Source organism: Halobacillus sp. GSS1, assembly GCF_017307035.1.
GTDB lineage: Bacteria > Bacillota > Bacilli > Bacillales > Halobacillaceae > Halobacillus > Halobacillus litoralis.
Genome location: NZ_JAFLHE010000004.1, coordinates 101,638 through 122,993, shown reverse-complemented (window position 1 = coordinate 122,993; position 21,356 = coordinate 101,638). Strand labels below are relative to the sequence as shown.

Annotated in this window: 21 protein-coding genes; 5 read left to right on the top strand and 16 right to left on the bottom strand. The window is 44.3% G+C overall.

Going from position 1 to position 21,356, the window contains the following annotated elements; genetic code table 11:
* Positions 1-46: 46 nt before the first annotated feature.
* From J0K78_RS10880 to J0K78_RS10870, 3 genes are all read right to left on the bottom strand, one after another.
* Positions 47-1,030, bottom strand: a complete 984-nt coding sequence (locus tag J0K78_RS10880) for a class F sortase (RefSeq protein ID WP_206946905.1) — start codon at positions 1,028-1,030, stop codon at positions 47-49.
* 59 nt (positions 1,031-1,089) lie between these two features.
* Positions 1,090-2,421 (bottom strand): copper amine oxidase, encoded by a 1,332-nt coding sequence (locus J0K78_RS10875; protein WP_206946903.1) that lies wholly within the window; start codon positions 2,419-2,421, stop codon positions 1,090-1,092.
* 165 nt (positions 2,422-2,586) lie between these two features.
* Positions 2,587-2,931, bottom strand: a complete 345-nt coding sequence (locus J0K78_RS10870) for a YqfO family protein (RefSeq protein ID WP_206946901.1) — start codon at positions 2,929-2,931, stop codon at positions 2,587-2,589.
* A gap of 136 nt (positions 2,932-3,067) precedes the next feature.
* Here J0K78_RS10870 and J0K78_RS10865 point away from each other — a divergent pair, with 136 nt between their 5' ends.
* Complete coding sequence (locus J0K78_RS10865) at positions 3,068-3,568, top strand: GNAT family N-acetyltransferase (RefSeq protein ID WP_206946899.1); 501 nt, start codon at positions 3,068-3,070, stop codon at positions 3,566-3,568.
* A 15-nt stretch (positions 3,569-3,583) separates the two neighbouring features.
* Here the strand turns inward: J0K78_RS10865 and J0K78_RS10860 are convergent, their stop codons facing one another.
* From J0K78_RS10860 to J0K78_RS10845, 4 genes are all read right to left on the bottom strand, one after another.
* Positions 3,584-3,979, bottom strand: a complete 396-nt coding sequence (locus J0K78_RS10860; RefSeq protein WP_160915924.1) for a VOC family protein — start codon at positions 3,977-3,979, stop codon at positions 3,584-3,586.
* Positions 3,980-4,704: 725 nt separating this feature from the next.
* Positions 4,705-6,618 carry an LTA synthase family protein gene (locus J0K78_RS10855; RefSeq protein WP_206946897.1) on the bottom strand — a complete coding sequence of 638 codons (1,914 nt, stop codon included), beginning with the start codon at positions 6,616-6,618 and terminating at the stop codon, positions 4,705-4,707.
* Positions 6,619-6,932: 314 nt separating this feature from the next.
* Positions 6,933-8,552 carry an FAD-dependent monooxygenase gene (locus J0K78_RS10850; RefSeq protein WP_206946895.1) on the bottom strand — a complete coding sequence of 540 codons (1,620 nt, stop codon included), beginning with the start codon at positions 8,550-8,552 and terminating at the stop codon, positions 6,933-6,935.
* 246 nt (positions 8,553-8,798) lie between these two features.
* Positions 8,799-9,449, bottom strand: coding sequence for an SDR family oxidoreductase (locus J0K78_RS10845; RefSeq protein WP_206947251.1), 651 nt, complete (start codon positions 9,447-9,449; stop codon positions 8,799-8,801).
* Positions 9,450-9,677: 228 nt separating this feature from the next.
* Between J0K78_RS10845 and J0K78_RS10840 the strand changes: the two genes are divergently transcribed.
* Positions 9,678-10,478: a general stress protein gene (locus tag J0K78_RS10840; protein ID WP_206946893.1), complete on the top strand. Its 801-nt coding sequence runs from the start codon at positions 9,678-9,680 to the stop codon at positions 10,476-10,478.
* Positions 10,479-10,574: 96 nt separating this feature from the next.
* Entirely contained in the window at positions 10,575-11,336 is a 762-nt protein-coding gene (locus J0K78_RS10835; protein ID WP_206946891.1) for a sporulation protein, read from the top strand.
* Between the two features lie 74 nt (positions 11,337-11,410).
* Here J0K78_RS10835 and J0K78_RS10830 read toward each other — a convergent pair whose 3' ends face one another.
* Positions 11,411-11,800 carry a YbaN family protein gene (locus J0K78_RS10830; RefSeq protein ID WP_206946889.1) on the bottom strand — a complete coding sequence of 130 codons (390 nt, stop codon included), beginning with the start codon at positions 11,798-11,800 and terminating at the stop codon, positions 11,411-11,413.
* A 233-nt stretch (positions 11,801-12,033) separates the two neighbouring features.
* Between J0K78_RS10830 and J0K78_RS10825 the strand changes: the two genes are divergently transcribed.
* On the top strand, positions 12,034-12,231 hold the full coding sequence (locus J0K78_RS10825; protein ID WP_160915936.1) for a hypothetical protein: 198 nt from the start codon (positions 12,034-12,036) through the stop codon (positions 12,229-12,231).
* Between the two features lie 54 nt (positions 12,232-12,285).
* Here the strand turns inward: J0K78_RS10825 and J0K78_RS10820 are convergent, their stop codons facing one another.
* The 3 genes from J0K78_RS10820 to J0K78_RS10810 all read right to left on the bottom strand — a co-directional run bounded on the left by J0K78_RS10820 (position 12,286) and on the right by J0K78_RS10810 (position 15,338).
* The gene (locus tag J0K78_RS10820) at positions 12,286-12,804 is read right to left on the bottom strand and encodes a YehS family protein (protein WP_206946887.1); all 519 of its coding nucleotides are present in this window, start codon (positions 12,802-12,804) and stop codon (positions 12,286-12,288) included.
* A 265-nt stretch (positions 12,805-13,069) separates the two neighbouring features.
* Positions 13,070-14,251 carry an alanyl-tRNA editing protein gene (locus J0K78_RS10815; RefSeq protein WP_206946886.1) on the bottom strand — a complete coding sequence of 394 codons (1,182 nt, stop codon included), beginning with the start codon at positions 14,249-14,251 and terminating at the stop codon, positions 13,070-13,072.
* Positions 14,252-14,375: 124 nt separating this feature from the next.
* Positions 14,376-15,338 (bottom strand): ATP-dependent 6-phosphofructokinase, encoded by a 963-nt coding sequence (locus J0K78_RS10810; RefSeq protein ID WP_206947250.1) that lies wholly within the window; start codon positions 15,336-15,338, stop codon positions 14,376-14,378.
* 193 nt (positions 15,339-15,531) lie between these two features.
* On the opposite strand from J0K78_RS10810, the gene J0K78_RS10805 reads away from it, so the two are divergent.
* Positions 15,532-15,654, top strand: coding sequence for a YfhE family protein (locus tag J0K78_RS10805; protein ID WP_160915927.1), 123 nt, complete (start codon positions 15,532-15,534; stop codon positions 15,652-15,654).
* A 102-nt stretch (positions 15,655-15,756) separates the two neighbouring features.
* Here the strand turns inward: J0K78_RS10805 and J0K78_RS10800 are convergent, their stop codons facing one another.
* From J0K78_RS10800 to J0K78_RS10780, 5 genes are all read right to left on the bottom strand, one after another.
* Positions 15,757-16,338, bottom strand: coding sequence for a 2OG-Fe(II) oxygenase (locus tag J0K78_RS10800; protein ID WP_206947249.1), 582 nt, complete (start codon positions 16,336-16,338; stop codon positions 15,757-15,759).
* 336 nt (positions 16,339-16,674) lie between these two features.
* Positions 16,675-17,340, bottom strand: a complete 666-nt coding sequence (locus J0K78_RS10795; RefSeq protein ID WP_370551114.1) for a cupin domain-containing protein — start codon at positions 17,338-17,340, stop codon at positions 16,675-16,677.
* Positions 17,341-17,668: 328 nt separating this feature from the next.
* Positions 17,669-19,816 (bottom strand): type IA DNA topoisomerase, encoded by a 2,148-nt coding sequence (locus J0K78_RS10790; protein WP_206946882.1) that lies wholly within the window; start codon positions 19,814-19,816, stop codon positions 17,669-17,671.
* Positions 19,817-20,314: 498 nt separating this feature from the next.
* Positions 20,315-20,548 carry a hypothetical protein gene (locus J0K78_RS10785; protein ID WP_206946880.1) on the bottom strand — a complete coding sequence of 78 codons (234 nt, stop codon included), beginning with the start codon at positions 20,546-20,548 and terminating at the stop codon, positions 20,315-20,317.
* Between the two features lie 68 nt (positions 20,549-20,616).
* A complete protein-coding gene (locus J0K78_RS10780) occupies positions 20,617-21,261 on the bottom strand; it encodes a nuclease-related domain-containing protein (RefSeq protein WP_206946878.1) in 645 nt (214 codons plus the stop codon).
* Positions 21,262-21,356 lie beyond the last annotated feature (95 nt).

Here is a 21,356-nt window from a genome sequence, read left to right as displayed (position 1 = left end):
ACTATAGAAGCTCCACACCTATATAGGTGTGGAGCTTTTTAGATCGTTACTTTTGTCCGACAATCTCTGAAGGAGAAGATTCCTGCCCATCTTGATTAACAGTCGTCACATAATACTGATGTTCAGAAGCTGCTTCATCCACATAGGTTTTTCGTTCATGTTTGGATATGCTCGCCACCTTTTGAAAATCTTCTCCGCCTTTACTCTTATACACCCTGTATCCTGCTACGTAATCTTCCCGAACCGCATGCCAGGTTACGAAGGTGCCTTGTACCTGGACTTTGGCCGGAGGAGTGATATCCTTTTGGTCCATTTCCGGTTCCTTCAACTTAGAATAGACGACCAGCCGATCCTGGTGCCCTCCGCGATCACGAACGAATTCCCCTGTACATGTAATGAGATTCAACCGTTTCTCATTCGTACTTCCAAAGATCTTTTCTATCGGTGAATCTTCCATCGGATAACTTTCCAGCTTTTCCACGATGTAGACCGTTTCGTCGCCTTCTTTGTCCTGAATTTTGATTTCATCACCTTTTTGAAGTTTCTTCAAATCATAAAAAACAGCAGGTCCTGTACGACTATCTACGTGCCCTGCGATGACAGCGTTCCCCCGGCTTCCTGGCTGTGTACCCGGTTCAAACCAGCCGGAAGCCTGCGGATCTTCAGGTACCCCCATTTGTCCATTATCCAAGATTCCCACATCCTCGACGGGTGCATCCACTCCAATGGAAGGTATATGAATATGAGAAGGTATAATTCCAGCCTCTGATTGTTCCTTATCTTTCACTACCTTTTCATCATTGAGGTCCTTATCTTTGTTCAATACCGTAAATTCGCCATCCAATATTTCTCTTTTATCATCTGAAGAAGCTTCTTGTACATTCAAACTTTGAGAGACATTCTCCACTCTTACGAGATCAGGATTCGCCTCTGTTTCAGATCCAAATGTCCACACATTCATCTCATATGAAATCATCCCCATAGCAACCAAACCCACAACTGTAAAATACAGCCTCCATCCAATTTTCATAGTAAGCTCACCTCTATATGATTAAAGGAAGGGAAGAGATGTCTTCCCCTCCCCGTCTATTATTGTTGATTCACTTTTCTCACATAAATGAAGCTTGCTGAAGCAGCAGCCAAGAGACCGAACGCTACCCATACCCAAGTAGAAAGGCCTTGATCACTTGTACCACCAAATCCAGTATCTGGCATCTCTTCCGGCATCATTTCCTGGTTAAACTGATCAGGCATCTGTTTAACGATGGCATCCCCAAGCGTCTCACCAATTCCGAACATGAATCCATACCCTTCGCGGAAAGAAGTGTAAGCTGCCTCATAATCTCCCTCTACGTAGGCATCAAATGTACTCAGGACTTGCTCTTCGTGCATCCATACAGCTTCAGTAGCCGATTCTGTGGGAAGATTACCTTCTGTAGCGGATCCTAGGAAAGCACCAAAGTCTTTAGCGAACATTTTCAAACTTTCTTCTGCCATTTTTCTAGCTTCTTCATCTTCTTCAAGTGCAGCGGTAACAAGATCAGATTGTGCATTGATGTGGTCTTGCTGCCATACTTGTTCAAATTGCTCGGCACCTTCTTGTCCGTAAATAGAAGCAATCGCTGCTTTGAAATCTTGTGTATGCTGATTTTCTGCCCATGTCACAAAATCATAATCCGCAGATTGATTATAACCCTTCTGCATTTCCAATACAGCTAAAGCAAAATGTTCTGAAGCAAGAGCATTCAAATTGGAACGAAGATCAGCTGCAGGTGCATCTGCTCTTGTATTTTCAAATTGATCAGGCATTTGTGTAACAATCGCAGAGGATAGAGCCTTACTGATGTCGAACATACGTTGAAATCCTTCACGATAAGTAGCATAGGCTTGCTCATACTCTTCATTCACATAGTGATCGAAGACTTTCACTACATCTTGTTCGTGAGCGGCAAGCACTTCTTTAGCTGTTTCTTCTGAAAGGTTACCTTCTGTTGCCGTTGCTAGAAAGCTACTGAATTCATTCACGAACTCATCCACTTCCGCCTCTGCCATCTCACGGGCTTCTTCATCATCGTTCTTAGCGGCTTCTACAAAGCCATCCGAATAATCGTTATGTCCACGGAAAATCTCTTCAAATTTTGCCGCTGCTTCTTCCCCATATACGGAAGCAATCGCAGGGGTCATGTCTTTTGCATTCTGATCGAGCTTTTCCCAAACCTGGTCTGCGTCTTCTGCATTATCATAAGATTTCATCATGTATGTCGTTGCTAATACAAAGTGCTCAGATAGTAATTGATCCAGACTTGCTCTTAATTCAGAGGCTGGTGTTTTTACCGTTGCGCTGTTGTTTGCCATACTAACAGAAGGAACAATAAGAACAAGAGCCATCATCAGTACCAGTACTTTTTTTAAATGTTTCATTTTTTCCTCTCCTTTTAATTTTTTATTTGTTTTCAACAAGCTAACGAGAGGAAAATGAAATTGGATCACTATTTTCTACATTTTTTTATATTTTTCATTTATGGATGAAGATTGGTAAAAGGTAAAAGAAGGCTCGCCCATAACTGAGCGAGCCTTCTTTTCCTATTACTTTCTGGCTTCCCGTTCTTCCGAGACTTGAACCACCGGCTCATCCCATGGATGATAAGGGTAAATCCCTTCCTCAATCACCTTTCTTAGTAAAGCTTCATCCCTTGGAATAGAAAATTCTATCCGAAGTGAAGTGAGAGTGGTTTTTTCTCCGGCCTCTCCCTCTGTAGGAACTGCCTCTTCACCAGGTACAAACTGCTCCATCCCGTCCTTCGACTGCCACATCACGTTTTTGTAGTTTCCTACCCTCAACTCATCAATGCCGAGAACCCCCTGTACCACTGCGTCCACATATTCAGGAACCACAAAAGTTTTAACACGATATATATCCACTAATTTCATCCGATCCAACCTCCTTCATACTTCTCTAAGAGTAGTATCTTTCACCAAGAAGAACTTACCCTCCTGCGTTAATGAATGGAACTTTTCCATATTCTTAACCGTATTGAAAAGTATAACTTATAAAGGGGAAAATCAAATGACGACTTTACGCAGAATGTCCGAAGAAGAATTTTTAAATTACAATGATTTTTCCATCACTGCCTATGCAAAGGAAAAGGTGGCTGCGGGAAATTGGGCGGAGGATGAAGCGCTTGAAAAAGCCAGAACCACTCATGCAGAACTGCTCCCTGATGGAAGGGATACCGAAAATCATTTTCTATATACGATCCTCAGTGAAAAGGGAGAAAATGCAGGTTCTCTGTGGATTTGTAAGCAGTCCTCTGATAAAGCATTCATTTATGATATTCGGATTTCAGATGAACATCAAGGACAAGGACACGGAAAAAATGCTATGAGGCTGGCAGAAGAAGAAGCCAGAAAAATCGGGGTTCAGAAAATCGGCCTGCACGTATTCGGTCATAACACAGTAGCAAGGAAGTTGTACGAGAGCCTCTCTTACAAAACGACCAACGTTAAGATGGAGAAAGACCTCCATCCTGGAAACGATGAAGAAAAACCTAAAAGAACCCTTGATTAAAGGGTTCTTTTAGGTTTATTTTGCATTTTCATCGGGTTGATGGAGACCAAAGATATTGCCTTCCGTATCCAAGTAATATCCCTGCCACGCCATTCCAGGAAGGGCATATTTAGGCAGAGCGACCTTGCCTCCGTGTTCCATGATTTTAGCTTCACTCGCATCGTAGTCTTCCACTCCAATTGTACAGGCAAAGCCATTCACTGCCTGATTCAATTCTGGCGGTGCACTTTGGCGCTGCATTAAAGCTCCGTTGATCCCAAGCTGATCTTCCGCCCCTGTCACCACTCCGAAGTAAGGCATTCCTGCGTATTCACTCCAGTCTTCGAATTTCCATTCAAAGACCTCTCCATAAAATTTCTTCGCTCGTTCCATGTCATCGACATGAACTTCAAAATGCACAACTCTTCCCATCATCTCCACCCACTTTTCAAAGATTTTTATTAAACGTAAAAGGCTTCTCGCTTACATATTCGCCTAACAATCATCTACTCCTGCTTATTTAAATGATTAAACGATATGGCAGGATTGCGGAAGACTCAATTTCGAGATGTTTCGGGGGCCGTTATCGTGTTGAGCGCCAGGGGTGGCTGGGAAGCTACTCTCTTTCCTGTGGGGGAGTGCCGAGCTTCCTCGGGCTACGCCCTGCGGGATCTCGCCGATCTCCTTTCTCCCACGGGAGTCTCGCAGCTTCCCAACCACCCCATACGATTAAAGTGATAAACGACTCCCTTTGCCGAGTGTGAGTGTTTTTCACAAATCCTGAATCTATAGTGATAAAGAGCTCTATAACAGGCTTAATCATTGAGAATAGCGGTGGTGAATCCACATTGCTTCACTTTCCTTAGGAGTAAAAGCTTCCTTTTCCGGAAGTGGTTTCGAGATACTTATATGGCAAAGGGGCGGAGGGGAATGGCGAGACTCCTGCGGGAAAAAAGTGCATGGTGAGACCCCACAGGACGTAGTCCGAGGAGGCTCACCGCGCTCCCGCGGAAAGCGAGCTATTCCCCGCAGCTCCATTAACTCAACAAAAGTCTCGAAATTGATTCTTCCACAACCGGGCGCATATATGTAAGAAGAAAAAGTGATTGATAATAAAAAGCTTGCAGGGAAATGAGGATTCCCTGCAAGCTCATGGTTTATTCCTTATCTTTTGAAGTATCTTTTTCTTCAATCATTTCAATTTCGTCAAGGTAACGAAGTAAATCTCCGTAAACCACAGAATCAGATAAGGCCAGTTCTTCTTCTGCCTGCTTGAAGCCAGGCGCGCAAGCCTCTCCTTCTTCGACGGGTTCACCTGTTTCTCTGTCATAACAGTTTCCATTCACACCAACATATTTTTCATTGGCGAAGTTCCCATCCCGGGTGACCATCATCTCGCGGCGATCTTCACTGAAAAGATCCTGCCCGAATTGAACAGGGTTTTCGTCTTTGACCCCGAGAAGGTTCATAAGTGTCGGACGCAGGTCAACCTGTCCACCAACGGTGTCATTTTCCTGCGGTTCAATGCCTTCTCCTAAAATAAGAAGCGGCACACGCTGCAATTGAAACTGTTCGTAATCATTGATGTCTTTATCAAGATACTCTCCCATTGCCTGCTTATGGTTTTCGGAAATACCGAAGTGGTCCCCATAAATGACAAGGACTGTATCATCATAAAGATCGGATTTCTTAAATTCTTCGACGAATTGTTTCAGCGCTTCGTCCTGATAACGGATCGTCTGGAAATAACGGTTTAAAGTTTCACTGGACGTATTACCTTCTTCTACATACTTCTTCTCTTCAGGCAATGTGAACGGATGGTGGTTGGTCAGCGAAATCATTTTGTTGTAGAACGGCTGTTCCAACTGTTCCATTTTATCTAAAGAGTCACTGAAGAAATACTCATCCAGGTAACCCCAGCCGTATGACTTCTCTTCGGTTACGTTGAAATCTTTTTTAGAGAAGTATTCGTCATACCCCAGAGAATCGTACATGACGTTACGGTTCCAGAATGTTTCATCATTGGCGTGCATGGTTGAGGTGAAGTATCCTTTTTCACCCAAGACTTCAGGAGTCGCTTGGTATTCGTTTCCTGAATGAGTGAAGAAAGCTGCTCCCCGGTTCAGTCCATACAATGAATTATCAAGTAAGAATTCAGAGTCAGACGTACGGCCTTGTTTAACCTGGTGGTAGAAGTTGCTGAAGTAAGCCCCTTCCTCCTTCAGGTCGTTGAAATACGGCGTCAATTCTTTTCCGTTAACCGTATTGTCGACAACAAAGGTCTGCGTACTTTCAAGGGACAACGCAATGACGTTTTTCCCTTCCGCTACTCCTGTCATCTCACTGTTGGGATTTGTTTTATGTTCATTGATATAGTTCAAAACCGGCGATAGTTCATTACTGTCGGCAAACGTCTTCTTCGCCTCTGTTTGCCCCTGGAGGACAATATCATAAGCGTGGAAGTTGAGTACACCGATATACTTCACGAGCATGTTGCGGTCAAAAGCACGCTCTAATAGTTGCGTACGTTCTGTCGTCGCCCAGCCTAAGTTCACAAGGAACAGAGGAATCGCGATAACCGCCAAAATCAGACCTTCTTTTCGTTTCGGCATGAAACTTTGGAAGCGTTCCGGTTTCAGATAAAAGAGAAGGAACGCAGCAATCAATACATCGACAAACAAGAAAATGTCTGTCACAGATAGGATTTTGGTGATACTTCCTCCCATACCAGCAAGGTTCGCAGCTTGTCCTAACATCGGAATCGTCAGGAAGTCACTGTATTCCCTGTAGAACAGAACGTTCACATATAATAGAAGGGAGCCAAAGATATACGTGGCAAGCAGCCCTCTCCGGCCTGCAAGCATAATCCCTACCCCGAATAAAAGAAAAATACTGCTCAATGGATTAAAAGCCAGAATAGCCGCTTCATTGGCGTTTTCAATATCAAGCGTGAAAATACCGCCTTGAATGAAGTACATCTTCGCCCAGAAGATCGCCATTACGGCAGCATAAATCATTATTTTCTTCTTAAACGCTGGCTCTTTCATTTTCATTTTAAATTTTGAAAGCATGATCAAACCTCCGTTGATTTAACCTTTATCAAATTTTTTATCAGTCTTTCCATCATTAAGTCTCGTATACTATCATTTTTTCAAATCGTTGTAAATGACGACGAAACTCATCATAACACATGTTTGATAGAAATATACCATTATCATAAAACTGTTAAACTCATTTAAAGAGATGACATAACCGTTACATAGAAGTTATAATCCATACAAAAAATCCCATCCATAGTTAAGAACTCAGATGGGATTTCCTAATAAATTCTTATAAATGTCTACACGATCAGGGAGAGGCTTTCTCCCTGATGTTTTTCTCTCTACTAACTAAAAAACTGTCTTACTTTTTCCAGTATCTTTTCATGGTCTGAAGATGATTCGTGGAAAGCCACATGACCATCAGGACGAATGAGAAGGGTATGCCCTTTCTCCATACCAAGCTTATTACCTAAATGCCTGTGCACGTCGTAAATAATCGGAAGCTCATCACCATCCGTCCTCACTGTCCCTCCTTTAGCAACAAGGAAAACCTTGATAAGTTCTCCATACGTTTCTTGTACCTTTTTGGAAAAACTGTACGATTCATGAATGAAGGATTCATCTTGTGCGTCTATATAGATAAAGCAAATGTATCCATACCTCCGGATTAAAGGATACACACTTTTATCATAGGAACCATCAAAGAATAAAAGGTGATCCGGTACCCGTTCTCCCGCTCGTATGGCTCCCTTAGACAGAGAAGAGTCTTGCAGAGACTTGTTTTTAGAGGTTTCTTCATATTCGTTGTAAATATTGGAAAGGTGATTGGCAATCTCCTTTTGCACCCAGTCCTGCGTCAATGCCGCTTTGCCCGCCCAATTCCGCATTTTCCCCTGAGCCCCTTGAAGGTCAATGATTTTAAGCATGCGCGATGTCTCTTTCAGTACATCCAACCCAATCGGAGCGCGTTCGTGATGGTAGCTGTCGAGAAAAGCATCATCCGCATGGCCGTTAAGCACGTCATCCAGCTTCCAAACAATATTTGCTGCATCCTGCAGACCCAGATTCATCCCCTGTCCGCCAATCGGATTATGGATATGTGCCGCATCCCCTACGAAGAAAACGTTCCCCTTCCTGTAGTTCGGCACCTGACGATGGGCGGTCCCAAAGTAAGAGAGCCATTTGGGGTTCTCTACTTGGTAAGGCTCTTTCAAAACTGTATTCAAATGCTCCTGCAAATCTTGCAAAGACAATTCATCCTGGTGAGGAAGTCCTTGTTCGGCTCGATTCATTCCAACTACCCTGTAGCTGCCATCTTTATATGGAAAGAAAGCAACCGCCCCACGGTCATTCAAATGCATGTTAATATAAATTTCATTCAGAGCAGGTACATCAACATCCCCGAGGAAAAAGGTGTATCCTTCATCTTCCCCTTCAAAAGGTACATTCAAATCCTGGCGAACTTTACTATGAGCACCATCACAAGCGAGAAGGTATTTGGCGACATACCTCTTCAGTTCCCCGTTATGTTTCGCAGTGACATACACCCCTTCGTCCGATTCCATGACTTCCACGACTTCGTGTTCCCTGTCAGCACTCCCCCCTAATGAGGAAAGGTGATCTTCTAATATACTCTCGGTCTCACTTTGAGGAATAATAAGCAGATACGGGTATTGACTATCGATATGATAGAGTTCCACCACAGAAGGTCTTTCTCCTCCGAGATGCAGCTTGGAACCAGGTCCCGGATAGCCCTTTTCCAAAAATTCCTGATGAACGCCCAGAAGTTCAAACATTTCAAGCGTCCTCGCCTGAATGCCAAGAGCTTTCGAGAGATCCGATGGACGGGACCGCTTCTCCAAGCAGATATAATCCATGTTCCGTTTTTGCAGCTCATTGGCAGCCATCAGCCCAGCCGGCCCTGCTCCAATAATCAGTACGTCTGTTTCAATCACAGATGTCACCTTTTACACCCCTTTCAATCTTGCTATATGGAAAAGAAGGTTTCAGTAGAAAAATAGATTCTCATTTACCTTACCCTTCTCCTTCTTACTCAACCATGTTAAGACACATTCCCAAGCTTATTTGTACACAGGGCTATTGTTCCTCGGAGCACTTTCTTCAGGGCACGAAATTTTATATTTTCCCACCACCATAAAAGGGCAGCCTGAAGGATATCTGACTGCCCTTTAAACACTCTTCTATTTATTTTAAAGGGAGCGTATGGCTTCTTTTACCGGTTTCGCCCCACCAACTACTTGAAACTCTTTGCCAATCGTTGACTTATTTTCCAATGTAGACAAAATTACACGAGCCACATCTTCACGGGGGATTTCGCCTCTTTCTACGGTTTCAGCAGCCTCTACTTGGCCACTTCCCTCATCATTGGTAAGCATACCAGGATGGATGATCGTGTAATCCAAATCCGTTCTTCTCAGCCAATCATCCGCATAGTGTTTCGCAGCGACATAAGGAGCGAATGACGAAGGAGCACCTTGAATGGCTTCACGGGTGGTATCAAACGAACTGATCATGACGTAGCGGTCCACGCCTTTTTGTTTCGCAGCTTCTATCGTTTTTACTGCAGCATCCAGATCGATCAGAACGGTCTTATCAGCTCCCGTATTCGGACCTGAACCAGCTGTGAACACGACGGCATCCACACCATTATAAGCTTCAGCTATTGTGTTTGTATCCTCTTCAAGATCCACTAAGACTGTTTCCGCCCCAAGCTCCTTGAAATAAGAAGCTTGTTCTTCTTTACGGATCATGGCTCTCGCTTCCATTCCATCCGTTTCTTGAATAAATTGGACGAGATGTTTCCCTACTTGACCATTTGCACCAACCACAAGTACTTTCATTTTCTTCATCCTTTCTATGCCTCTCGATGGAGTAATCTTAGTCCTACCTTAAATGTTACCCAAATGGACAGAAAGAAAACCGACAACGCTTACACAATCATGCAAGAATGACGCCTCCCTCTATCTTTTCAGAACCACAACTAAGAGACTATTTTAGTTCAAGAAAGGTTACAGGTGGCTGGAAAGGGTATGGACCTACTAACGGAAAATTAAAGGAGGATCATCATTATGAATCGAAGAATCATAGGCGGTGTTTTTTCAAAAGTAGGGCAAGCAGAAAAAGCGATTACGGATTTACAGCATCATGGATATGGATCGGACGACATCTCTGTTTTTGCAAGAGACAAAAGCAAAGTCAATGTGCTGGAAGAAGAAATGGATACATCGGTCACATCTAATCACAGCGGCCGGGGTAAAAAAGCCGGAAAAGGCGCAGGTCTAGGGGCATTATCTGGCGGTGCCTTAGGTGGTATTGGTGGACTCATTGCAGGATTAGGTCTCCTTGCCATCCCTGGCATCGGACAAATTGCTGCCGCAGGACCCATTGCTGCTGCTCTTACAGGAGCAGGTGTAGGCGCTGGGGGTGGCGGGATCGTAGGTGCACTTGTCGGAGCAGGGATGTCTGAGAAAGATGCGCATCAGTACGAAAACCATTTGAAAGATGGAAAAATCATCGTCATCGTTGAAGCGACGGAAAAATTACAGGATAAAGTTTACCGGACGTTCCTTTCCAACAAAACAGAAAACTCGTCCATGTACCCGAACGACTACCAGAACCACGACCACTCCACTCGGCATGATTCTGTTACAGGAGACTACGATCACTCTACCCGCCAGGATTCCATTTCGGGTGAAGGTGAACACTCTACCACTCATGATTCGGTCTCAAGAGAACATGACCATCAAAGTAAAACAGATGTCGTGAAAGAAAAATCATATACCAGTCATTCAGCTGGCAATTCTACCCCTTCTTCGAACGAAAGACGTTCTCGAACGGAGGAAAGACACCGCTCCACCAAACACAACTAATCCGCAATTGAGTTCTTTGGGCAGTGATTTCCCATTAAAATTTTTGAACCTTTTCCTTCTATTTGTCCGTATAATCAAGGGAAGGAGGAGATCCGCATGTTCAAAAAATTATTAGCAAGTGTTGGCGTAGGTGCTGCCAAAGTGGATACACAATTAGAAAAAGACCAATTCATTCCAGGGGAAACGGTCCATGGGAAAGTGGTCATCCAGGGAGGAGATGTTGAGCAATCCATCGACTCCATCCATATCTTCCTCATGACCGAGGCCATCCGTGAAGTGGATGATAAGAAAGTGAAAGAAAAAGTGGCTTTACAGAAGTACCCAATCGCCGGTCAGGAGACCATTAAAGAAGGGGAAACGAAAGAAATCCCATTCTCTCTTCAGCTGCCTTACCATGTCCCTGCTTCACACGGAAGACTTCCGATCTGGTTCGAAACAGGCCTCGACATCCCGATGGCACTTGATCCGGAGGACCGGGATCCTATTAAAATTGCCCCGCATCCATACATTAACCAAGTACTGCAGGCGTTAGAAAACCATTTAGGTTTTCATTTAAGAAAAGTGGAAATGGAATACTCCAAACGTTTTGGATACGTCCAGGAATTTGAATTCGCCCCTGGTGGAGAATACCGTTCTTATTTGGATGAACTGGAAGCTATCTTCTTCCTGCATGAGAACCGCATCGATGTCATGCTTGAAGTTGACCGACGTGCACGTGGTCTCGGTGGGTTGTTTGCAGAAGCTCTGGAAATGGACGAAAGCCGCGCGAAAGTAACGTTCACCGACCAGGAACTGAATGGTTCACTGGAAAGCGTTGCCCGTAAGCTGCAGCAGACCATTGATCAATATAAAAAATAAGAACAGCGGATCCTCACCAACCTTCGGCGAGGATCCGCTTTTTCTCGTTCAATCTATTATGGTGGAACACCAGATTATGATTGTTCACTTTCAGGATGGTATGTTTTTGTCCGGAGAATGAGGACAGTAAAGAAGAGGCCGCCAAAGATAAAACCTGCTCTCAACAACGGATGAGAGGTGATATAGAAAGCTGAAAATAAGAAGGAAAACCAAATCATGATGAGCAGCGATACCTTTGCACGAACAGGAATCCCACGGCCGGCTTTATAGTTTTTGATATAAGACCCGAACCATTTATTCGACATCAGCCAGTTGTACAGACGGTCTGAACTCCGCACATAACAAGCTCCCGTCAACAGTAAAAAGGGGGTCGTTGGAACAAGGGGAAGCACAATCCCCAACACGCCCAGTACAAGGGATATACTTCCAATCACGATTAATAGAACTCTTACCATTTGTTTCATAGACGATCTCCTCAACGCATCATTACGCCTTTGCTCTTCCACAGATCCAGACAGCAAAAGCTTTCTCTCCTCCTCAGCTTACTCCAGATTCTCCTCATCGTTCAACCGATGACATTCCATTTATCCTAACTGGGATGTTTTATGAAAAATTCCCAAGGGTAAACACCTTCTGTTTGTCCGCATTTCACATAAATGAACTCTATCAAATGATCCTAACAGAAGGAGGACTTACAATGGTCGTATCTGGAAAAGTCCATTATAAACATCATCAGATTGATTTTGAAGTCAGGATGAACCATGAAGACATAAAAGAAGGCGAAATTGCCTCTGAGGAAGCAAAGCATGCATTGATCCATGCCATCAACCGGAAATTCCGAGTGAAATATCCTCTCTCCAGCACGATCGATCCCGTCCATGTCCGTCAACTTTAACATTCCCCTTCCTAAAAAAAGAGGCCAAACCAAAGAATGGTTGGACCTCTTTTTTTAACCTCTATATTTGATTGTTAATCCTTTTAAGAAATTCCTGGCATACTGATCACCGAACTGTCTATAATTCTTATGCCCTTCTTTCCTTAATAAACCGCTGAGTTCCCCTTTGGTGATTTTCACATCCGCTGCGTCCAGGATCTCAATAACATCCTCATTCGTCAGCTTCAGTGCAATTTTCACCTTTTTCAACATGACATTATTCACACTGGAATAATTCTTAATCGAACGATCCGGTTTATTCGGCTGACCCGGCTTAGACGGCTGCGGCCCCCGCTCGAATGTGATGAATCCGTTTAAAAAAGACTCCAGCATGCTGTTGGTGCACTTGATGTGATCTTCATCTTCATAAACTTCATCATCTTCGGCATCATAACTATCTTCTGACTTGGTGAGAACCTTTTGAACTTCTTCTTTCGTAAGGTCCACCCCACCAAGCCTGAATATTTCAATCATGTCTTGATCTTTGATATCGAGTGCGTATCGTAAGCGAATTAGTATATCATTATTATCCATTGAAAAGAGCCTCCTATCCTATTTCTTCTTTACACTGAATTCAGGTCAGTGATGCTATTAAGGTCTAATCATAACATGTTCAAGTACATGATAGTTTAACCGAACAAGAAAAGTTTAAGCAACAATAGAAAGGACCTGGCGGATTAGTGCTTCATCAATTATCCTCACTTAGCCCATCTATGCAGGAGGAAATTTATAGGAGGGAATTGACTTTCTCATAAAAAAAGACAGCTTAGCACGGTCTTCTTGTTTCCTAACAGGAAAATCATAATAACTCTTGGATTTGACTAGCAAAATGCTCCCCATCTACTATTCTCTTTCCGCCCCCTTGAACGAAGTTCGGTTTGCCTCCGCCTTTTCCTTCAATGAGTGGCATCGACTGTTTAGCGACCTCGTTCATGTTCCGATTGATTTCCGCTCCGCGCGCAAGAACAAACTGCAGCTGGTCTTCCTGCTCACTGATGAGAATCAAATAAGCGGAGGGAGCTTCTTCTACAATCATTTTACCCAGAGACTGAAGCATCTTGATCGGACGATTACTGAATACGCGCCGGATTACTGACTGTTCTTTGGACGCTGATAGGATTTCCTGTGCTTCATAGTAAAGGAGTTGTTCCTCCAATTCAGCAATTTTCTTATCCTTTTCCTTGCTTGCCTTGATCAGCTCACCTACTTCATCGACAAGCTCTTGTTCCGGCTTCGGAACGATTCGCTTCATTTCCGACAGCACGTGATGCTTCTGACCAAGCTTTTGCAGAACCCGATGACCACACACGAATTCTAAGCGGACCTGGTTCTTATTTTTGGTCCAGCCTAAAAACTTGGCTGCCATGACCTCGCCGGTAGAGTGAGGATGCGTACCGCCACAGCCGTTGTAATCCACCTCCGGGATGATGACAAGACGCACATCTCCTTGAACAGCAAGCGTTTTGCGAAGCGGATATTCTACAGCTTCCTCGACAGACAACCATTTCGTTTCAATCGGATCGTTTGAACGGATGATTTGATTTACCTGATCTTCCGCCTTTTCCAACATTTCAGCGGACAGTTTTTCCGTATCCAAGTCAATGGTCACTGTATCTTTGCCTAAATGAAAGCTCGTGGTCGGAATATTGAACTGATCGTCGAAAACAGCTGAAATGATATGCTGTCCATTGTGCTGCTGCATGTGGTCGAGTCGACGCTCCTCGTTGACATTCCCATGTACCATTTCTGCGTTAGAAACCTCTTCCTTTATGTAATGACGCACTTCGCCATCCACTTCTTCGACATTGAATACCGCCACACCATTCAATGTCCCTTCGTCGTTTGGCTGGCCGCCGCCTGTCGGATAAAACGCGGTTTCTTCGAGAACAACGTACAAACCACGTTCATCTTCATCTGTTCTGGTCACCTTTGAGTCAAAATTCATCATATAGACATCTTCATAGTACAGCTTTCTCGTCATTAGGCGTTCCTCCTCTTCATACTTAAGGGTATCGTAACACGCATTGGAGATCGACTTCTCTATTCCATCCCCTCATATAGAAAAAGAAAAGGCCAGCGCCTGAAACGCTTGCCCACTTTCTCTTTTATATTGACAACCTTCCTGACAACTCATACATGCCTTCATCAATCTGAGCGGTTTTAAAAAAGATGTCATCAAATGCATAGCTCACAGGCGTATGGTTTTCCAGACCGACGACTCTGCCTGATTTCTCTGCAAGAAGCAGTTCCACCGCATGAGCGCCTAATCGACTCGCCAACACCCGGTCTCTTGCGGTAGGAGCACCACCCCGCTGAGTGTGGCCTAATACCGTGACACGTGATTCGATCCCTGCTTCTTCTTTCAACTTGTTATTGAGATCGATTCCACTCACACCACTCCCCTCGGCTACAATAATGATGCTGTACCTTTTATCTCGTGAAGGTCCCTCTTTAATTTGATTCACAATGGTCTCTAAGTCTTCTTTTTTTTCAGGTACTAAAATGTTCTCAGCACCTCCGGCAAGGCCTGACCATAAAGCGAGATTTCCTGTGTCTTTTCCCATCACTTCAATAATAGATGATTTTTCATGGGAAGACGCCGTATCGCGAATGCGATCAATATAATCAATGATTGTATTTAGTCCTGTATCAAAACCGACAGCCTCAGCCACGCCCGGGATGTCGTTATCAATGGTGGCAGGTACTCCCATACATGGAAAGTTCTTTTTTTGTAAAGCAGCAGCAACCGCTAAGGCTTCCTTACCGCCAATTACAACTAAGGAATCGATTCCTTGTTTTTGTAAGTTCTCAATGGCTTTCTCCTGACCTCCATCCGTGTGAATTTCATCACATGTGTAGGCTTGCAGGATCGTGCCTCCACGCTGAATAATAGAGCCCACGGAGGATGCATCCATTATCTCGAAGTTGTCATTAAACAGACCTTTAAAACCATACTTGATTCCAACCATTTCAACGCCTTCATAGATTCCTGACCTTACGACTGATCGTATGGCTGCATTCATTCCCGGAGCATCTGCCCCGCTCGTCAACACACCGATTCTATCCATCTTCATCACTCACTTTCCTACGAATCAACACTATATATTCTATACCCTTCCAATGTCTGCCACAAGTAGACCTCCTTCACCAGGAAGAGATGCCCCCACGGTTTCAGGAGAGTACCAACACGTCCAGCCATAGAATAACCTTATCCCAAACCGTTCATAATGAAACTAATGACAGGTAAAGGAGGGATTAGGAATGAAATCGAAGGCCCAAGTTTCCAAAGAAAAAAGAAGTACCTTAACAAAAACACAAGAAGTTAGATTCCAGAAAGAATTCAAACGAGCAAATAAAATAGTAGAAAACACAAGAATGAAGTAATGGTGCTTCAGATCCCCTTTCTGTCATAAGAAAAACACCGGGTATGGTCAAATGTGCGCCATGCCCGGTGTTTCATTATATTTAGAGATTAACTCTCCATCTTTATCTATATTGTTTTCTCCTCACCCACATCGTTGCTGCCCATTTTTCTCCATTGGTGACTGGTGATCCGCCATGGAGCGTGCGCTCATTGATTTCAGGGTCGGAATAAAAATATTCGAAGTAGACGCCCATGCCTTTTTGAGGAGAAACAGCTAAATTCATATGCGGAAAGTACGTTTCCCCACCCTCTTCGACATCGTTCAAATAAAGAACAAGCGTGCTGATCCTCGGATTGTTCTTCGCCTGGACCTTCGATTTGAAATAATCATAATGTGCTTTATATTCCTGGCCTTGTTTATAATTCAAGATGTGAAGTCCTTCTCCATGTTCAACGGGTACATTCATGATGTGCGCCAACCGGTTTTCGATACGAGTGGTGATATCATCCTCCGGCAGAAATGTGCTGCTGCTTGTACGGATGTCACTCACTTCATGCCGCGAGCCGATTTTTGAGCGGTTCATCCGATTTTGAGAAAGACGGATAAGCTCATCACATTCAGCATCACTGATGACGTTTCCTAAAATAGCAATCTTAGGGTCTTCCATTTTGGCAATAATCGCAATCTCGCGGTCTTCCGTCATAATCCTGTTTCCCTTGTGGTCAAAAATGGAAGCTTCTTTCACTGTTAATGTCAACTTTTCATCAACCTCTTCTTATTTTTATAAGACGTTTTCAAAGAAACGTATATCCAGGAAGAAGATTGGATATTAGAAATATATTACCACCTTTTTATGATTTATTCTTTAAGTTTTTATGAAAATTACAAAATTGTTCACAAATGATAAAAGTTTACTATTTTTGTTTGTCTGACCCCCATATAATGGCTAATTCTATAAAAAAACTACCTCTTCCACATTGGAAAAGGTAGTTTTTCTTCCTACCCATATGAATGGGTAAGTGGGAGGATAATCTAGCCATTACTGCATCTTTTTACTTTGTTGAAGAAGTTTGGATTCTCCTGTCCTTTCCCATTCCTCTACTGTTTCATAGGCTTTTTCAGGAGTATATCCCTTCCCTACAAGCAATCCCATCAAAATGAATTCTTGAAGGATATGGGTAGCATTGATTCCTCTTTTCACATCTTCCAACCCTTCATTCACCAAAAACTCCGTGTACCTCACCCATTCGTCCGGGGTCTTCCCATAGACAACGGTACTCCCATTCCCTTCACTGTTTTCTCCCTCCGCAGCCATGGCATCTGCCTTGGTCGCATGAACCGTCCCAAATGGATGATTAGGTGGAGCGTATATCGAATAAAGTTTGAGCGGCGTATTCCCTGTATTGGTTACATTATGCCATGTTCCAGCAGGGACGATGATGGCGTCATCATCATAGACGTTTCTTTCAAAACTTAGATTGTTTTTACGGTCGCCCATTTGTGCCATTCCCTGCCCCTGTTCAATACGCAGGAACTGATCGACATTTGGATGCACTTCCAACCCAATATCTCCGCCCGGGGGAATACTCATTAAAGTTACCTGTAAGTTTGATCCCGTCCATAAAGCCGTCCGATAGTTTTGGTTCTGCTTCGTCGCTTCATTGATATTGACGACGAATGGATTAGAGCCATAATCTTTTAGCATCACCCTTTCATAATAGCCATATGGTTGGTTAGGTGCAGACCAATATCCTGCAGAATTTCTGTAACCATAACCTGGCTGGTTTAAGTAATACGGATGCGTATAGGGTCCAACATACATTTTCTCAAATCCCTTCCCATTTGTTGTTTTATCCTATGTATGGAATACGTGGAGTGTCCTTGATGTACGTTTTTGGCATAAAACAACATTCTTCTGATACACACGGATATCCCTCGTGAGAAAGAAGACAACCTGAATATTTTCATAAAAAAAGCCTGCCTCTTTGTGTGATAGCGTACACACCTGGAGAGGCAAGCAGGACTACATATGTCTACCTTTTTTCTGCGGCTTTCTTATTAAAGTCGAACTTAATCTTATAGTCTTCATCCAATGTCAAAGCGGTACTGAACGGTTTCTTTCCTTTAAATCCTTTTAAGACCTTCGTCCGTTTTTTCTCGCACAGTGTTTTGATCATATTGGCTGTCAGCGTTTTTCCGGCTAATCTTTTCGGGAAACTCACCTTGCAGCCTTTTTTATATTCAGAACATGCGTAAAATTTGTACCGGTCCATAATCGAACCTGTCTGACATGCCGGGCATTTGGCGATTGGTGTATTCCATTTTTTCTTTTCGCCCGTATTTCGGATCTGAACCTGTTGAATGGAATCAGGAGTCTCCTGGATCAGCTTTTCAATAAACTGACTCGTCTGTTTGATGAACATTTGTTTCGAGCCTTCTCCGCTGCCGATTTTCTTCAAATACGATTCCCACTTCGCAGTCATGGACGGGCTCGATAACAGCGTCCCTTCGATAGCTTCACACAGTGTGATGCCTTTAGCCGTGACGTAGACGTTGTTCTTCTTCACTTCAATGTATTTTTGTGCTTTGATCGTTTCAATGATGCTTGAGCGGGTCGCTTCCGTCCCGAGGCCTTCGACTTCCTTCAGGATTTCCACGTCTTCCTCGTCATCCATGAGCTTTCCACACGTTTTCATCATGTTGATCAACTGACCTTCGGTGTAAGGTTTCGGAGGCTGTGTCATGCTTTCTTTTATATGAAGACGCGCACCAACCTCTTCTCCTTTTTGAACATTCGGAAGCAGCGCATCTTTTTCCTGTTTGGCTTTGGATGGCTTAGGAAAAAGCTCTTTCCAACCCTTGTGCACTTCTCTTCGTCCTGTTGATTTGAAAGGAAGGTCATGAACATGTGTGAAAATCGTCGTCTCTTCATAGACGTAATCATTATGGAACATCGCAAGCGTCGTCGCGAGCACCTCTGTATAAATGTTTCGTTCCTCACGACTCAGCCCATTCAGTTTCTTTTCCGTCGGAATGGACTTCGTCGGGATGATGGCATAGTGCTCCTGAACCTTCTTGCTGTCCACATACCGCTTCCTCGGTTTTAAAGAGATCGGGGTGAAAGAAGTATTCAACGTATCCTGATAGGCCTTCAAGTTGTTCACTAAATAAAAGAACTCGCTTTCGGTAATGTAATTACAGTCGGTCCTCGGATAGGAGACCAGTTTTTTCTCATAGAGCTTTTGCATCGTCTTCAACACTTGTGACGGTGTGTACTTCCAGCGTCTGTTCGCAACACTCTGCAACGTGGAAAGCGAATGCAGTTTCGGTGATTTTTGATGTTTCGTCTTTTTGTCTACACGCTGGATTATCCCTTGGTGGTCGGTCTTTTCCTTCAAGCCATGCTTGTCCATAAGCTCCTGGACCTTAGCTTTGTCCTTTTCCTTGATTTCAGCGAGACCCTTATAGGAACCTGCGTCGGATTGAAAAAGTCCCTCGATTTGGTAGAAAGGCTCAGATACAAAGTTCTCTATCTCCTTGTGCCTCTGGTAAATCAAGTAGACGGTTGGCGATTGCACTCGACCGATCGTTAAGTAGCTTCCGAACCCTTTTTTCTGCAAATGCAGCGTGAATAGACGGCTCGCGTTGATCCCTACCATCCAATCACTGATCTGACGTGCTTTCGCTTCATCAAACATACGTAAATCTTTTTCATTGTTTCGTAGATTGTTAAACCCTTTACGCACTTCGTCCTTCTCAAGAGAGTTAATCCAGAGGCGTCGAACCGGCTTCCCTTTCACCCCTGTTAAACGAAGGATACTATAGAAAATGTTCGACCCTTCCCGGTCGACATCGGCCGCATTTACAAGGACGTCGGCCTGCTGGAACAGACGCTTGACCTCTTTAAACTGCTCCCACTTCCCTTTGGATACTTTTTCAAGAAATCGGTCAGGAACAATCGGCAGCTGATCAAGCTTCCAGCGCTTCCACTCCGGCTTATAGTCGTGCGGTTCTTTCAATTCCACCAGATGACCGACGCCCCACGTGATCGTCGCCCCGTTCGGGAAAATATCATCCGGTTTGAGTACAATATACGTTTTCGTTTTTTCCTGTATTGTAAAAGCCTCTGCATATGCTTTTGCCTGAGAGGGTTTTTCGGCTAAGATGACCACTCGTGTCATGGTCTCCCACTCCCTTCATTGAACCCCAAGAGTACTATGGGATGAACTGTAAATCAAGGATTGCTGTCGTTCTTTTATACTTGGTAGTAGGGTGCGGGACCTTTTGGGTGATGTGCTCTCCGTTTGGCGCGGCTCGCTACTCCTTTGGCGCGACTCGCCACTCCTTTGGCGCGACTCGCTACTCCTTTGGCGCGATTCGCTCTCCTTTGGCGCGACTCACTCTACCTTTGGCGCGACTCGCTCCCCTTTGGCGCGACTCGCTCCCCTTTGGCGCGACTCGCTACTCCTTTGGCGCGACTCGCTCCCCTTTGGCGCGACTCGCTACTCCTTTGGCGCGACTCGCTCCCCTTTGGCGCGACTCGCTACTCCTTTGGCGCGACTCGCTCTCCTTTGGCGCGACTCGCTCCCCTTTGGCGCGACTCGCTCCTCTTTGGCGCGACTCGCTACTCCTTTGGCGCGACTCGCTACTCCTTTGGCGCGACTCCCCCTCTTATTGGATTAGCACTCTAATAGGAACCTTGCTTTTTTAGTAGAACCACTTTTCCCCTTACAATAAGCGCTCAATAATCGATACACCACATGTCTTGAACCTACCTTTAAAAAATCTCTAGCTTCTTTATTGCTAATTGTTTTGGCAACAAGCACAGCATATTCTTTCAAGGCTTGTTCATGAGCAAGAAAAGAGTGATGAGAACAACCTGGACATACCCATTTCATTTTTGTTCTTTTCATTGAATACTTTCCACATGCCGGGCACCTGACTCCTTTGATCAAATCCGAATAACTCAAGTTGAAACGCTTCATGTAATCCGGCACATGATCCTGGTGGGATTCAGCCAGCGCTTGGCCAATTTGTAATAGCTCCTCCTTCTTGAATGTCTTCCCCTGTGCACATCCTCTTTCTTTTCCACGGCATCGACGAGAGAGGAAGCGCGTATTACTTTTTCATAGATGCGAGAGTCTGAGGAGTCAAACTCGAGGGTACATCGACGATTCGTGAATACCACCAGGAAGTCGATGGGGATACGAATCCCTAGCTGCCGCCATAACCATTCATCTAATAAACGCTTCTGCCGTTCCGCCTGTTCCACAGGATCATGGAATCCTTCCGTGTCGCGGCGCATTTCCTTTTTTTCACGATGGATAGAGATCTGACCGATCATATTTTTTGCTTCAAGAATCAAAATGAAGGAAGGAAATAAGATAACCGTGTCGATTTGAAAAAAGTGGTGCCCGTCATGCAGACGCAGGTTGTGAAGGATGTGATGAGGGCCTTTCAAATAATCGAGGTGAAAATCAAGGGACTGTTCGCCATTCCAGCCGGCTTTCATTGCAGAGAGGGTCTCTTCTACTTGGGGGACAGCGGGGTGATGAGGCTTGAGGCGGTTCTTTAGTATTTCCAAATGGACAATATCAGGAGGGATGGTGCGGGGTTTTATGATCATAAGTGAACTCCTTTCCCTTCTATTAAAGTCGAACGCCCCTTTTTTGTCCAGAAAAAAGAGACCAGTCCAGTGGTGGACTGATCTCTATAAGTCTT